The organism is Bradyrhizobium sp. USDA 4452 (assembly GCF_054063575.1).
On sequence record NZ_JBSSGK010000001.1, the window covers coordinates 4,142,707 to 4,156,406 of the forward strand.

Sequence of the window (13,700 nt, forward strand, 5' to 3'; positions counted from 1 at the left end):
AGCCGCTCAGGTCCGCTTCAGCAAGAAGAGCTGCGTGACATAAGGAAACACCACCTCGTCGGCATCACCGAGGCCAGCCTCACGCAGGATGGCGTCGGTCCTGTCGCGAATGGCCGCCTTCTCCGCATCGGGAAGATTGGCGACATAACTCGTCGACACGACGCGCTCATAGACGCCTTGCCGTGGCATCCGATGCGGATGGTCCCGCACGATTTCCTTCTCGAGCACGAAGCGGGGATCCTGCAGGATCCAGCGCCACCGCCCCGAGCGCTGCCGAGGCGTGTCTCCCGCGTATTTCTCGATCATGACCGACAATGCGTCGACCCACGGCGCGCGGTCATCCCTGTTGTTCCAGACCAGCGCCAGTGTCCCGCCGGGATGCAGCAGTCGTGCGATCTCGGCGACCGACGGCTCGTTGTCGAACCAGTGGAACGCCTGCGCGCAGGTCACGAGATCGACGCTGCCGGTCTCGAGGCCGATCGCATCGGCGCGGGTGTTGATGACCTCGATCCCGGCTTCGTTCGCGAGTTTAGCCGACATCTCGGCGACGGGCTCGATCGCGATAAGGCGAGCCGTCTCTGACAAATGCGGCAGCAGCAGGCGCGTGAACTTGCCGGTTCCCGCTCCGAGATCGACGACGCAACGCGCGGCCTGGAGCGGCAGCGCGGCGACGATCTCCGCCGGATAGCTCGGCCGGCCCGCCTCATAGGCGGCGACCGCGACACGATAGTTCCTGGCCGTCGGGTTCAGTGTCATGGTTGGTTCTCCTGCGAGCCGGGCATCTGCGATCTCTATAGAGCAGCGCAGGCGCAGAACTGAAAGAGCACGCCGAGTCAAGATTCGCTGAAGCCCGTCACCTTTGTGTCAGTGCCAGGCGACCTGGCGTGCCCCCTATTAAGCAAAGTGCGCGCAGTTTGAATGACCTTGCTGCGCCAGGAATCGATCTCGCAACTTTGCATGCTTGTGTTGCCTCAACGGCGCAGTTCCCGGTTGCAAGTTGCGGTTGATTGAACCACAGTTCTCGAAAGCGGACGCGGTCTGTTGCGCTTGCGCGGGACAAGCCCGGTGCCTCTTCCGCACTGGTGCAGTCATGCAGCGATCCGGCGCCGTCTTTGTCACGGGTATCGTCTACGCCTTGATCGGCCTCGTGCTCGCGGGCGGCGGCATCTGGCTGGCGGCGCTCGGTGGATCCATCACTTACATTGTCATCGGCATCGGCATTCTCGCCACGGCTGCGCTGTTGCTGGCGCGGCGCCGTTCCGCGCTGTGGCTGTTTGCGATCGTGCTGGTCGGCACGCTCGCATGGGCGATCTACGAGGTGCGCTTCGACTGGTGGCCGCTTGCGGCGCGCGGCGACATCATCTTCCCGATGGCGCTGTGGCTGCTGACGCCGGTGATGGTTCGCGGCCTCTCGCGCAACGAGCCGGTGTCATACGCACGCGCCACGGCGCCGCTCTGGGTCGGCGTGGTGGCGGCGGCAGCCGTGCTCGTGGCCGGGCTGCTGTCGAGCTATCACGATATCAACGGCACGATCGCCGAAGCCGGACCTGCCGTGCCGCAGAGCGAGGCCGATCCGCAACCCGATGGCGATTGGCGCGCCTATGGCCGCACGCAATTCGGACAGCGCTATTCGCCGCTGAAGCAGATCACATCGGACAATGTCGGCAACCTCAAGGTCGCCTGGACCTTCCGGACCGGCGACGTGAAGACACCGGAGGATTCCGGCGAGACCACCTTCGAGGTCACCCCGATCAAGGTGCGCGACACGCTCTATCTCTGCTCGCAGCACCAGGTGCTGTTCGCGCTCGACGCCAGGACCGGCACCGAGCGCTGGCGATACGACCCCAAGCTGGTGCACAACAAGACGTTCCAGCACATGACCTGCCGCGGGGTCTCCTATCACGAGACCGCGACCGCCGCCGTCGACTCGAGCAACAATCCGGCCCCCGCCGAATGTCCGCGCCGGATCTTCCTGCCGGTCAATGACGGCCGCATGATCGCGCTTGATGCCGACAGCGGCAAGCTCTGTGACGGCTTTGCCGATCACGGCGTCCTTGACCTGCAGCAGGGCATGGGAATCAAGACCGCCGGGTTCTTCGAGCCGACCTCGCCGCCGGTCGTCAGCGACAGGATCCTGGTCGTTGCCGCCGCGGTGATCGACAATTACGCCGTCGACGTGCCGTCGGGCGTGATCCGTGGCTTCGATGTCTACACCGGCAAACTGGTCTGGGCCTGGGACTCCGCCGCGGCCGACGAGAACGCGCTGCCGTCGCCGACGCGGCACTACACCAACGGCTCGCCGAATTCCTGGATCACGGCCTCGTTCGATCCGAAACTCAACCTGGTCTACATCCCGACCGGCAACAACGGACCCGACATCTGGGGCGGCAATCGCGACGCGCTGGTCGAGCGCTATTCCAGCTCGATCATCGCGCTTGATGTCGACACCGGCAAGCGCATCTGGTCGTACCAGACCGTGCATCACGATCTCTGGGACATGGACGTTCCCTCGCAACCGAGCCTGGTCGATGTGATGACGGCCAAGGGCGTCGTTCCCGCGATCATCCAGCCGACCAAGGTAGGCAACATCTTCGTGCTCGACCGCAGGACCGGCGCATTGATCGTGCCGGCGCCGGAACGTCCGGTGCCCCAGGGCCCCGCGCCCGGCGACCGCTCCGCACCGACCCAGCCGTTTTCCGAGCTGACGTTCCGGCCGGAGGCCAAGCTGACCGGCGCCGACATGTGGGGCGGCACGATCTTCGACCAGCTGCTGTGCCGGATCATGTTCCACCGGTTGCGCTATGAAGGCACGTTCACGCCGCCGTCGTTGCAGGGCACGCTGGTCTTCCCGGGTAATCTCGGCATGTTCGAATGGGGCGGCATCGCGATCGATCCTGTCAGGCAGATCGCGATCGCCAATCCGATGTCGCTGCCGTTCGCGTCACGGCTGATTCCGCGCGGCCCGCAAAATCCTCCGGCGCCGACCGCCGAGAAGCCGGTCGGCAGCGAGGTCGGGGTGCAGCCGATGTACGGCACGCCGTTCGGCGTGGATATTTCGAGCTTCCTCTCGCCGTTCTCCGTGCCGTGCTACCGGCCGCCATGGGGGTCGATGGCCGCGATCGATCTGAAGACGATGAAGATCGTCTGGCAGCACCCCAACGGCACGATCAGGGACACCACGCCGCTGCCGCTTCCGTTCAAGTTGGGCGTGCCGATGCTGGGCGGGCCGATCACCACCGCCGGCGGCGTCGCGTTCTACACCGGCACCTACGAGTACACGATCCGCGCCTACGACGTGCGCGACGGCAGGGTGCTGTGGGAAGATCGCCTGCCCGCCGGCGCGCAATCGACGCCGATGACCTACGAGGCCGGCGGCAAGCAATACATCGTCACCGCGGCCGGCGGCCACGGCTCGTTCGGCACCAAGCGCGGCGACTACGTCATCGCCTACGCGTTGAAGGATTGAAACCGATCCGGGATGCGACAAGTGTCACGACCAGGACGCGGCAAGCGCCGCATCCGGATATGACGCAGTGGTGATGGGACGTCGCGCTCCAAATGAGTTCCGCGGCGTTCGGAAGGGTTGGCAAACCCAGCCAAAGCCGCTAAAGGTCCGCCCCCTTTCACAGACAATCCGAGCATGACATGACGAGCGCCCCGCCCGCCGTCTCGATTGGCGTCGATTTTGGCACCAGCAACACCGTGGTCGCGCTGTCCGATGCTGACGGACGCGTCGAGGCTGTTCGATTCGACCATGGCGGCCGCACGCATAGCGTCTATGTCTCCGCGTTGTGCTTCTGGGAGGACCGGCCGGGCGCCGGGTTGCATCCGCGCGCCGAGGGCGGCCCGTGGGCGATCGAGCAGTTCCTCGAGGGACGCACGATCCATCGCTTCATCCAGTCGTTCAAGACGTTTGCGGCAAGCTCGGCGTTCAACACCACCCAGATCTTCCGGCAGCGCTACAAGTTCGAGGATCTGCTGGCGGCGTTCCTGCGCACGCTGACGCGCCATGCCGGCGAGAGCTTCGACCTGGGTGCGCCGACCATCATGGTCGGCCGCCCGGTGAAGTTTGCCGGCGGCAATCCCAATGACGAGCTCGCGATGCAGCGCTACCGGGCCGCGTTCGAGCGGCTCGGCGCCGGCCACGCGCGCTATGTCTACGAGCCGGTCGGCGCCGCGTTCTCCTTCGCGCGCAGCCTCGATCACGATGCGACCGTGCTGGTCGCCGATTTCGGCGGCGGCACCAGCGACTTCTCCGTGATGCGCTTCTCACGCAAGGGCGGCGTGCTGCGCGCCGAGCCGCTCGGACATGCCGGTATCGGCATCGCCGGCGACACCTTCGACTACCGCATCGTCGACCACATCGTCTCGCCACGGCTCGGCAAGGGCACCAACTACCGCTCGTTCGACAAGGTGCTGCCGATTCCCAATCACTATTATTCGAGCCTCGCGCGCTGGCATCAGCTCGCGATGATGCGAGGCAATGGCGATCTGCGCGAATTGCAGCAGCTGGCGCGCACCGCGCTCGATCCGGCGCCGCTGCACGACTTCATCACCATCGTCGACCACGATCTCGGCTTTGCGCTGTACCGCGCCGTCTCCGACACCAAGGTCGCGCTGTCGAGCCGCGACCGGGTCGAGTTCCGCTTTGCCCGTGAGGGCATCGATATCGGCGCTACGGTGACCCGCGACGATTTCGAATCCTGGATCGCCGACGACATCGAGCGGCTGGGCGCGACGGTCGATGAGGCGCTGGCGAAATCCGGCATCACCGCGCGCGACGTCGAGAAGGTGTTTTTGACCGGCGGCACCTCGTTCGTGCCGGCGGTGCAGCGCCTGTTCGCGGAACGCTTCGGCGAAGCGCGACTGACCTCGGCGGATCAGTTCGAATCGATCGCCTATGGTCTCGCTCTGATCGGCCACACGCCCGATCCCGACCGCTGGACCTTCGCCGAAGCAGCGTGACGACAAGCCTCGTGCCTTGATCCCGGCTCAATAGACGACTACATCGGTTCAATCATCATTCGAGCGGATGCCGACGACCATGGATTTCACCCTGACCGCAATGCCCATCAGCCTTGCCCTCGGGGATATCCATGCCAGCATCGATCACGCTCTCCCATCTGACCCTGTCCGCGCCTGACGGCCGGGTTCTCCTCTCCAACGTCGACCTCAATTTCGGCCCCGAGCGCACTGGCCTGGTCGGCAGGAACGGCGTCGGCAAGACGACGCTGCTCGGCCTGATCGCAGGCGCGCGCGCTCCGCAATCCGGCACGATCTCGGTTCAGGGACGCGTCGCGATGCTGCATCAGACGGTTCAGGTGCAGCCGGACGAATGCGTCGTCGATCTGTTCGGCGCGCGCGACGCACTCGCCACGTTGCGCCGTGCCGAACAGGGCGTTGCGAGTACTGAAGAGCTTGCGGATATCGACTGGACGCTCGACACGCGCATTGCGTCCGCGCTCGCGCGTGTCGGACTGAGCGATGTGCTCGAAGCCCCGCTGGCGAGGCTGTCCGGCGGTCAGGCCACGAGGGCACGCCTCGCCGCGCTGAGCTTCGCGCAGCCCGACTTCCTGCTGCTGGATGAACCTACCAACAATCTCGACCGCGCCGGACGTAAGGCGGTGATCGACCTGCTCGCCGACTGGCGGCGTGGCGCCATCGTCGTCAGCCATGACCGCGAGCTGCTCGAGACCATGGACGCGATCGTCGAGCTGACCTCGCTGGACGCCCGCCGCTATGGCGGCAATTGGAGCCAGTACCGGGCGCGCAAGGCCGTCGAGCTGTCGGCCGCACGGCACGATCTGGCCGATGCCGAGAAGCGCGTCGCCGAGATCGACCGCAAGGCGAGGGAAACGTCCGAGCGGCAGGCGCGCCGGGACGGCGCCGGCGCCAGGAAGAGTGCCAAGGACGACCTGCCGCGCATCGCCGCCGGGCTGCGCAAGGATCGCAGCGAGGACAGCGGCGGCGAGAACGCCCGCCTCGCCGAGCGGCGGCGGACGCAGGCGCTCGAACTGGCCACCGCGGCGCGCCAGCGCATCGAGGTGCTGCAACCGTTCTCGGTGCAGTTGCCGTCGACCAATCTGCCGGCGGGCCGGATGGTGCTGCGGTTCGAAGCCGCCGATGCCGGCTACAGCGCCGACGCGCCGATCCTGCGCGATCTCACCTTCTCCATGTCGGGACCGGAGCGTGTCGCGGTCACCGGCCCCAACGGCGCCGGCAAGACGACGTTGCTCAAGCTCGTCAGCGGCGAGCTGTCCGCGTCGCGCGGCAGCGTCGAGGTGATGACCCGCTTTGCGATGTTCGATCAGGCGGTCAGCCTGCTCGATGCGTCAGCCTCCATCCTGGACAATTTCCGGCGCATCAACCCGGATGCGAGCGAGAACGCCTGTCGCGCCGCACTGGCGCGTTTCATGTTTCGTGCCGATGCGGCCTTGCAGAGCGTCGCGAGCTTGAGCGGCGGCCAGCTGCTCCGCGCCGGCCTCGCCTGCGTGCTGGGCGGCGTGAGCCCGCCGCCGCTCCTGATCCTGGATGAGCCGACCAATCACCTCGACATCGAATCGATGGAAGCGGTCGAGGCCGGACTGCGCGCCTATGACGGCGCGCTGCTGGTGGTGAGCCACGACGAGACCTTCCTCGAAGCCATCGCGATCACCCGCAGGTTCGAGCTCGCTTCGTCGAGGTGACGCGGAGGGGGCAATCGACCAAGCCTGGTCGGGAAATGAACAGCCGAGCACGCGTCGCCTTGGGGTAGGTCGTAAAGGCGCGGTGCCCCGGCTGTCAGGCCGCGCGGCGGTGCGGCCATTCCGCCAACCTCGCTCGTCCCCCGAGCAGGGCCGTCGGAGCTGAATCTCGATCTCGCCTGTTGCTAAATCCGCGCCGTCGAGTGGAGTGCGTTGCGCCAAAGGGCAAACGCGACAAAGCTTGCCAGCAGCAAGAAGCCGCCGCCGACCGCGATCAAAAAATACGCGAACGTCATGTTGGAACATCCCCAATGAGGAGCATCGTGCGGCGCGATATGCGCCGCAACCTGGCAATCACATGCACTTCAAAATGGATTTGCCCCGCCGGCCGCCACCGGACAGCCCGAAAGGTGGCTGGCACTGCGCTCTGCCCACCCTTCGATTTCAGAGAGGTCGTCAGGCCACTCGGCTGTTGCCTCTCATCGTGCGGTTCGTCACGCCGCCCAACTGTCACGAGGATAATCGATAAAATTTTACCGACAATCGAAAGAGAAAATTAAGGTTACCGGCGCGCGGCCGAGCCCCGGCAAATGCCGATCGGGCCTTGCGGCCGCCGCTCCCGCCAAAATATCGAAAACAACCCCATGCACAGTAGCCGGCAGGCGCCGTCCCAGCCCGAGCGGCGGTTGATCGCTGCTCAATTTGCCTGACGTGACGAATGGCGGAATCGACCGCGCGCCTCGTAGATCCCTACTCAAAGCGGCCGATAGCGATAGACCAGATCATCCGCGTCATCCCGCGGCGCTGACGGATCGAGCACGCCGCCCAATCGCTTCGCCACCGCGGCCGACATCGTATTGTCAGGCGACATGTAGCTCACGAGCGAGGACAGTTTCAGCCTCGCAAAGGCCCAGTCGCGCAAGGCAGTAGCGGCTTCCGTGGCGTAGCCCTGTCCCTCATGTCCGTCATACAGCAGCCAGCCGAGCTCCTTCTCCGGAAACAGCGGCCCATGGTTGATACCGACCTGGCCGACGCACTGCTTTGTCGCAGCGAGTTCGATCATCAGCGCGCCGTGGCCGAAGAAATCCCAGCATGCCAGATCGTGGCAGAACATCCCCCATGCCGCGCGGATATCGAACGGCCCGCCCATGCCCGCGGACCGGCGCGACGCCAGGAATGCCTGGTAGGCGGGGAAGTCATCGAACGCTTGCGGACGAAGCGTCAGACGAGCGGTCGAGATCGTTGGAATGTCCGGGGTCATTGGCCCCACGCTTCTCCGAAGATTCGGGAGACACCCTTCGCCCTGGTTTGAAGAGTGGCCTGCCACCCGAAGCCCGGCAGGGCGAAGGGTGGCGGAGAGGGAGGGATTCGAACCCCCGATAGGCTTGCACCTATGCCGCATTTCGAGTGCGGTGCATTCAACCACTCTGCCACCTCTCCGATGGCCCGGGTGATTTGCGCCACCCGCGGTCGGGGCGTGTTCTAGGCGAGGATGGCGGGCCAGACAAGGCGCTGCAATAATATTTCCGTCGCCGGTGCCGAGCGCTATCGGAGCACCGGGATGAGCTGAGAAAGTGCGCGGAAACAATGCGCTAGCGGGACGGTTCTGGTCCGGTCGGCGCACGGGCGAAGCAAATAAGCGGGAGCGGCCGATGGAGCATGTGACGATTCGAGCCAATGGCGCGGCGTTCCACGTCGCGCGGACCGGGAGCGGCCCTCAGCTGCTGCTGTTGCACGGCTGGCCGGAATTCTGGCTGACCTGGAAGCCTGTGATGGCGCGCCTCGCCGACCGCTACACCCTGATCGCGCCCGACCTGCGCGGCTTCGGCGACAGCGACAAGCCGCAAGGCCCGTTCGGCCCCGACCAGCATACCGACGACATGCTGGCGCTGCTGGACGCCCTCGGGATCGAGAAAGCCGGCGTGGTCGGCCACGACGTCGGCGGCGCCGTGATGCAGCCGCTCGCGCGCAGGGCGCCCGACCGCATCGCCGGGTTGTTGTTCTTCGATTTCGTCTATCCCGGCATCGGGGCACGGATGGCCGCGCCCGACCGGCTGAACCACATCTGGTACCAGTCGTTCCACCAGATGGAGATGGCGCCCGCGCTGGTCGGCGCCAACAGAGAGACCTGCCGCCTTTATATCGGCCATTTCCTGCACAACTGGGCGCATCGCAAGGCTGCGTTCGACGACGTGATCGAGGACTTTGCCGACAACTTCTACAAGCCCGGCAACCTCGCCGGCGGCTTTGCGCATTATCGCGCCTCGCATGCAGGGCGCGTGAAGATGATGCAGGGCGAGGCGCCTTCGCTGCCGCCGATCACCGTGCCGACCTGCATCCGCTGGGCCGAGCACGATCCGCTGTTTCCCTATGCCTGGACCGACCGGCTGGGCGAGACCTTCTCGAACCTGGACCTGAAGATGTTTCCCGATGTCGGGCACTTCCCGCATCGCGAGGATCCTGACCGCGCTGCCAGCGAGATCGCCGGCTTCTTCGGGCGGATCAATTGGAGGTAGAAAATGGTGGGACCGCCAGGACGCGACAAAAACTGGCGGTCCCGTGCCGCTTCTTAGTATTGCTGGCCGGGAAGTGCGGCTTCGCCGGTCGGCGGGAGCGACACGGTCCACGGTAGCGGCGGGCGCCGAAACGGCAACGCGAAGCCGATCTTAACCTAACCGATCAACCTTACCGCGCGATCGCCGAGGCGCGGGGCTCAGGCATCGGCCTTCTTGGCTTTTTTGGCTTTCTTCTCGTCCTTTTCGCCCTCGCTGTCCTTGTCCTTCTTCTCGTCCTTGCCGTTGTCTTTCTTGCGGTTGGTGTAGCGGGCATTACCGAGCCCGGTTCCGATCGTCAGTACGCCCCAGCGCGCGACATCCTGCATGAACGGGACCTCGGCCAGCCCCTGCACCACGCCGTCATTGTGCATCACGATCGCGGTGTCATGATCGCCGATCTGCGGGATCGCCTCGACCAGGCTTGCCGGCAAATTGAATTTGCTGCTCTCCCAATTGCCGGGCAGATTCTGCGCGCCCTTTTCGATCGAGCCATCCTCTTTGATGACGCCGGGACAGGCTATGCCGATGAACGGCGCGAGCTTGAGATTTTCCTTTTCGGCTTCGGCGATCAGGTCCTTCAGCATCTTCACCAGCCGCTTCACCGCGCCTTCGCGCGTCGGCTCGTCATCGGCATGGCGCCACAGCCCGGATTTCCAGACCATCGCCTTCGAGAGATCGGGCGCCTTCTTCCAGCGCGTCTCGACCACGCCGCAGCGGATATTGGTGCCGCCGATATCGACCGCGAGCACGCCGTCATGGGCCTCGAAGATCCACGACGGCGCCAGATGCAGCGTGCCGATCAGCCCGGCATCATCAGGGTGAAAGCGGATCGGCACCAGGTCGACCTTGAAATCCTCCGACTTCAGGATGATGTCGGTCCGCGCGATGGCGAGCTCACCGAGCCTGGAGTCGCGGAAGCCGCCGCCGACCACGATGCGCTCGGTCTTCGCCCAGGCCTTGGTGTTGAGGAAGCGCCGCGTCACATAGGCCAGCTCCTGGGCAAACTCCTCGATCGCGCTGTGCACCACCGCAGAGGCCTCGGTGTCGTCGCCGACCAGCATCTCATCGAGCTTCTTCTTGCTGATCTTGTCCGACGGCTCATCGCCGAACGGATCCTCGCCGGATTTGCGCAGCGGCTTGCGCCAGTGGTCGAAGATCTTGCGGAACGCGCCCTTGGAGGCGCGATCGCCGAGGAAACCCTCGTCGTCTTTCAGCTCGACGTTGAAGCTGTCGATGTCGACGGAGGGCAGCCGCGCGGCACCGTGGTGCGCGATGCCCGTGGTCAGTCCGGTGTCTTCAGCCATTTAGCTCTTTGCCTGCCCGCTTGAGGTTCCCGGCATTAACGATGGGGAACTCAAAAGGTTGCTTCCCGCGCGGCGCTTCCGCCCGCGCGGGACGCAATTTCGCAGGTCTCAGGCGGCCTTCACCCCGTAGCGCGCCGCAGGCGCACTGCGCGAGAGGTTCGGCATCAGCTTCTGGCGGGCCGCCTCATAGGCCTGCCAATCCGCAGCCTCCGGCAGCGACGGCACAGTGAACACCTCGCCCTGGTCGAAACCGGCGAGAGCGGCATCGACCATGTCCTCGGCCTTCATCACGATCTCGCCGGGCAGATGCGCGACCGGCGTGCCGGCGATGTCCCAGAACTCGGTGGCGGTAGCACCGGGCAGCACGGCCTGGACCCGGATGTTCTTGTCCTTCAGCTCATGCTGCAGCGAGTGGGTCAGCGCCAGCACGAAGGCCTTGCTGCCGCCGTAGACGCCGTTGAGCAGTTCCGGCTGAACGCCGACGACCGAGGCGATGTTGATGATGGTGCCGCCGCCGCGCGCGACAAATCCCGGCACCGCCGCATAGGTCAGGCGCATCAGCGCGTCGACATTGAGCGCGATCATATCGCTCATCTTGTCGACATCGGATGCGAGCAGCGGCGCGGTCGCCCCGACGCCAGCATTGTTCACCAGCAGGCTGATGCCGGCATTGTCGCGCAGAATGGATTCGATCCGCGATACATCGGCGCGCTTGCTGAGGTCGGCGGCAACGATCTCGATCGATCGGCTTGTCTCCTTCACAAGACGCTTGGCGAGCCCATCAAGGCGCTCGCGGTTACGTGCGACGAGGATCAGATCGTAGCCACGCCGTGCGAGTCGGTCCGCATAAATGGCACCGATTCCGGACGACGCACCGGTAACGAGCGCCGTCCCCTTGGCTGACTTGGTCATGTTGGTCTCCTGTTTGACCTGAACGGCCGGACTTGGCCGTTGCTCAGGTTCTACAGGCCCCCTTGCATGTCTCAAATGTCATATATACACCTTTTTAGGACATGGATTGTCGTCGGAGAGTTCCATGAAGGAAATCGGCTTCGTCATCTTCCCGGACTTCCAGGTGATGGGCTTCACCGCCATCACCGCCTTCGAGGTCGCCAATTTGATCGCAGGCACGCCGTTCTATGAGGTCACGCTGCTGTCCGAGCACGGTGGCCCGGTGCGGTCCTCAGCCGGCTTCAATGTCGAAACGCAAGCCTTCGGCGATCGCAGCTTCGACACGCTGTTCATCGGCGCCGGCCACGAGCTACATCCGGCATCTCCGAAGCTGATCGACTACATGCGACGCGCCATGACGACATCGCAGCGGATCGCCGCACCCTGCATCGGCGCCTTCTCGCTGGCTGAAGCCGGCCTGCTCGACGGCCGCCGCGTCTCGACGCATTGGCAATTCGCCCCCGAATTGCAGGCCCGATTCCCCGGGCTCAAGGTCGAGCAGGACCGCATCTACATCGTCGACGGGCCGATCTGGACCTCGGCCGGCATGACCGCGACGATCGATCTGGCGCTGGCGATGGTCGAGCATGATCTCGGCGTCGAGATTGCCCGCTCGGTGGCCCGCAAGCTCGTGGTCTATCACCGCCGCACCGGCGGCCAGTCGCAGTTTTCCGCGCTCCTCGAGCTCGACCCGAAATCCGACCGCATCCAGAACGCGCTCCGCTACGCCAAGGCGCATCTGCGCAACGAGCTTTCGGTCGAGGAATTGGCTGAGGTCGCACGGCTCAGCCCGCGCCAGTTCAGCCGCGCGTTCCGTTCAGAGACCGGCCAGTCACCGGCCAAGGCGATCGAGCAGCTCCGGGTCGAGGCCGCGCGCGAACTGATCGGCGATGGCCGCCATTCGATGGACGAAATTGCCGGTGAGACCGGCTTTGCCGATCGGGAACGGATGCGGCGGGCGTTCCTGCGGGTGCTGGGCCAGCCGCCCCAGACCATCCGCCGGCATGCGCGGGCCGCGGCCAGGACCGCCGCTTGAGGGGCAATGCAGGCCAAAATCACGCCAAACCCTTCATTTTTGGCGGGTTTTTGCCCTGCTTTGCCTTGACTCTGGGTCGATTGCGGTTATAAGTCCGCCCATCCGGCGCGGGGATTTCTCGCGCCGATCGTTTTTGTGCGATCCAATTTGGGAATTCATTCCCTTCGCGCGAAACACATAACCCATAGCGACTGAACAAAAAGCCGACCCGGGCGATCCGTCCGAGGCCGGAACCGAACACGAAGGAATCAAACGATGTTCGCAGTCATCAAAACCGGCGGCCGGCAGTACCGTGTCGTTCCGAATGATGTACTCGAGATTGGCAAGATCGCCGGCGATGTCGGCACGATCGTGCAGCTAGGCGAAGTTCTGGTGCTCGGCGGTGACACGCCGGTGCTGGGAACGCCCACCGTGGCAGGCGCCACCGTTGCGGCCGAGGTGCTGCAGCACAAGCGCGGCGCCAAGGTGATCGCGTTCAAGAAGCGTCGCCGCAAGAATTCACGCCGCAAGCGCGGCTATCGCGACGAGCTCACGGTGCTTCGCATCACCGAGATCCTCGCCGATAACGCCAAGCCGACCATCGGCCCGCGGCCGAAGAAGGAAAAGGTCGCAGCGCCCGCCGAGGATGGCGAGGACGCAGCACCGAAGGCGGCCAAGAAGAAGGCGCCCGCAAAGGCGCCGGCCGCAAAGAAGGCTCCGGCGAAGAAGGCCGCGGCCAAGGCTTGAGAAGAAGTGATCGTCGCGCTTTCAGATGTGAAGCGTGACAAAACGTGAAATGATTCCGTCAAGGAATTGATCTAGAGATCAAAGCGAAGTCGGAGACGAGCCATGGCTCACAAAAAAGCAGGCGGTTCATCGCGCAACGGACGTGATTCCAAGGGCAAGCGCCTTGGCATCAAGGCGTTCGGTGGCGAGCGCGTGATCCCCGGAAACATCATCGCGCGTCAGCGCGGCACCACCTGGCATCCTGGCCTTAATGTCGGCATGGGCACCGATCATACTCTCTTCGCCAAGGTCGAGGGTCATGTCGAGTTCCGTGCCAAAGCCAATGGCCGCACGTTCATCTCGGTTATTCCGATGGCAGAGGCGGCCGAGTAGACGGTGGACACACATGAGTCCGCCGGGTCCTGTTGAACCGGCGGAGTCGCAAAGGGCTCCAAGGGGAGGCGGG

11 protein-coding genes and 1 tRNA gene are annotated in these 13,700 nt (G+C 64.8%); 7 read left to right on the forward strand and 5 right to left on the reverse strand.

Annotation, left to right across the window (positions count from 1 at the left end; genetic code table 11):
- Nucleotides 1-6: 6 nt before the first annotated feature.
- Entirely contained in the window at nt 7-756 is a 750-nt protein-coding gene (locus tag ACVISU_RS19855) for a class I SAM-dependent methyltransferase (protein WP_456708045.1), read from the reverse strand.
- A 334-nt stretch (nt 757-1,090) separates the two neighbouring features.
- Between ACVISU_RS19855 and ACVISU_RS19860 the strand changes: the two genes are divergently transcribed.
- The 3 genes from ACVISU_RS19860 to ACVISU_RS19870 all read left to right on the forward strand — a co-directional run bounded on the left by ACVISU_RS19860 (nt 1,091) and on the right by ACVISU_RS19870 (nt 6,686).
- The gene (locus tag ACVISU_RS19860; protein ID WP_456708046.1) at nt 1,091-3,466 is read left to right on the forward strand and encodes a glucose/quinate/shikimate family membrane-bound PQQ-dependent dehydrogenase; all 2,376 of its coding nucleotides are present in this window, start codon (nt 1,091-1,093) and stop codon (nt 3,464-3,466) included.
- 179 nt (nt 3,467-3,645) lie between these two features.
- A complete protein-coding gene (locus ACVISU_RS19865; RefSeq protein WP_050405470.1) occupies nt 3,646-4,965 on the forward strand; it encodes an Hsp70 family protein in 1,320 nt (439 codons plus the stop codon).
- Nucleotides 4,966-5,096: 131 nt separating this feature from the next.
- Nucleotides 5,097-6,686, forward strand: a complete 1,590-nt coding sequence (locus tag ACVISU_RS19870) for an ABC-F family ATP-binding cassette domain-containing protein (protein ID WP_456708047.1) — start codon at nt 5,097-5,099, stop codon at nt 6,684-6,686.
- Between the two features lie 751 nt (nt 6,687-7,437).
- On the opposite strand, the gene ACVISU_RS19875 is transcribed toward ACVISU_RS19870, so the two are convergent.
- The gene (locus ACVISU_RS19875; protein WP_456708048.1) at nt 7,438-7,944 is read right to left on the reverse strand and encodes a GNAT family N-acetyltransferase; all 507 of its coding nucleotides are present in this window, start codon (nt 7,942-7,944) and stop codon (nt 7,438-7,440) included.
- 89 nt (nt 7,945-8,033) lie between these two features.
- Nucleotides 8,034-8,123: transfer RNA gene (locus ACVISU_RS19880), tRNA-Ser, on the reverse strand.
- Nucleotides 8,124-8,335: 212 nt separating this feature from the next.
- On the opposite strand from ACVISU_RS19880, the gene ACVISU_RS19885 reads away from it, so the two are divergent.
- Entirely contained in the window at nt 8,336-9,199 is an 864-nt protein-coding gene (locus ACVISU_RS19885) for an alpha/beta fold hydrolase (RefSeq protein ID WP_050405464.1), read from the forward strand.
- Between the two features lie 197 nt (nt 9,200-9,396).
- Here ACVISU_RS19885 and ACVISU_RS19890 read toward each other — a convergent pair whose 3' ends face one another.
- Both ACVISU_RS19890 and ACVISU_RS19895 read right to left on the reverse strand, forming a co-directional pair.
- On the reverse strand, nt 9,397-10,542 hold the full coding sequence (locus tag ACVISU_RS19890) for an ROK family protein (RefSeq protein ID WP_456708049.1): 1,146 nt from the start codon (nt 10,540-10,542) through the stop codon (nt 9,397-9,399).
- Nucleotides 10,543-10,650: 108 nt separating this feature from the next.
- Complete coding sequence (locus ACVISU_RS19895; protein ID WP_456708050.1) at nt 10,651-11,454, reverse strand: SDR family NAD(P)-dependent oxidoreductase; 804 nt, start codon at nt 11,452-11,454, stop codon at nt 10,651-10,653.
- Nucleotides 11,455-11,578: 124 nt separating this feature from the next.
- Between ACVISU_RS19895 and ACVISU_RS19900 the strand changes: the two genes are divergently transcribed.
- The 3 genes from ACVISU_RS19900 (at nt 11,579) to rpmA (ending at nt 13,627) form a co-directional block, all read left to right on the forward strand.
- Nucleotides 11,579-12,529, forward strand: a complete 951-nt coding sequence (locus ACVISU_RS19900; RefSeq protein WP_050405461.1) for a GlxA family transcriptional regulator — start codon at nt 11,579-11,581, stop codon at nt 12,527-12,529.
- A 255-nt stretch (nt 12,530-12,784) separates the two neighbouring features.
- The gene (gene rplU, locus ACVISU_RS19905) at nt 12,785-13,255 is read left to right on the forward strand and encodes a 50S ribosomal protein L21 (protein WP_050405460.1); all 471 of its coding nucleotides are present in this window, start codon (nt 12,785-12,787) and stop codon (nt 13,253-13,255) included.
- A 102-nt stretch (nt 13,256-13,357) separates the two neighbouring features.
- Nucleotides 13,358-13,627 carry a 50S ribosomal protein L27 gene (rpmA, locus tag ACVISU_RS19910; RefSeq protein WP_024583287.1) on the forward strand — a complete coding sequence of 90 codons (270 nt, stop codon included), beginning with the start codon at nt 13,358-13,360 and terminating at the stop codon, nt 13,625-13,627.
- The last annotated feature ends 73 nt before the right edge of the window (nt 13,628-13,700 follow it).

What these genes read in the sequence shown, in the direction of transcription:
- ACVISU_RS19855 (WP_456708045.1), bottom strand. Translation starts at nt 756, where the DNA reads ATGACACTGAACCCGACGGCCAGGAACTATCGTGTCGCGGTCGCCGCC.
- ACVISU_RS19860 (WP_456708046.1), top strand. Translation starts at nt 1,091, where the DNA reads ATGCAGCGATCCGGCGCCGTCTTTGTCACGGGTATCGTCTACGCCTTG.
- ACVISU_RS19865 (WP_050405470.1), top strand. Translation starts at nt 3,646, where the DNA reads ATGACGAGCGCCCCGCCCGCCGTCTCGATTGGCGTCGATTTTGGCACC.
- ACVISU_RS19870 (WP_456708047.1), top strand. Translation starts at nt 5,097, where the DNA reads ATGCCAGCATCGATCACGCTCTCCCATCTGACCCTGTCCGCGCCTGAC.
- ACVISU_RS19875 (WP_456708048.1), bottom strand. Translation starts at nt 7,944, where the DNA reads ATGACCCCGGACATTCCAACGATCTCGACCGCTCGTCTGACGCTTCGT.
- ACVISU_RS19885 (WP_050405464.1), top strand. Translation starts at nt 8,336, where the DNA reads ATGGAGCATGTGACGATTCGAGCCAATGGCGCGGCGTTCCACGTCGCG.
- ACVISU_RS19890 (WP_456708049.1), bottom strand. Translation starts at nt 10,542, where the DNA reads ATGGCTGAAGACACCGGACTGACCACGGGCATCGCGCACCACGGTGCC.
- ACVISU_RS19895 (WP_456708050.1), bottom strand. Translation starts at nt 11,454, where the DNA reads ATGACCAAGTCAGCCAAGGGGACGGCGCTCGTTACCGGTGCGTCGTCC.
- ACVISU_RS19900 (WP_050405461.1), top strand. Translation starts at nt 11,579, where the DNA reads ATGAAGGAAATCGGCTTCGTCATCTTCCCGGACTTCCAGGTGATGGGC.
- rplU (WP_050405460.1), top strand. Translation starts at nt 12,785, where the DNA reads ATGTTCGCAGTCATCAAAACCGGCGGCCGGCAGTACCGTGTCGTTCCG.
- rpmA (WP_024583287.1), top strand. Translation starts at nt 13,358, where the DNA reads ATGGCTCACAAAAAAGCAGGCGGTTCATCGCGCAACGGACGTGATTCC.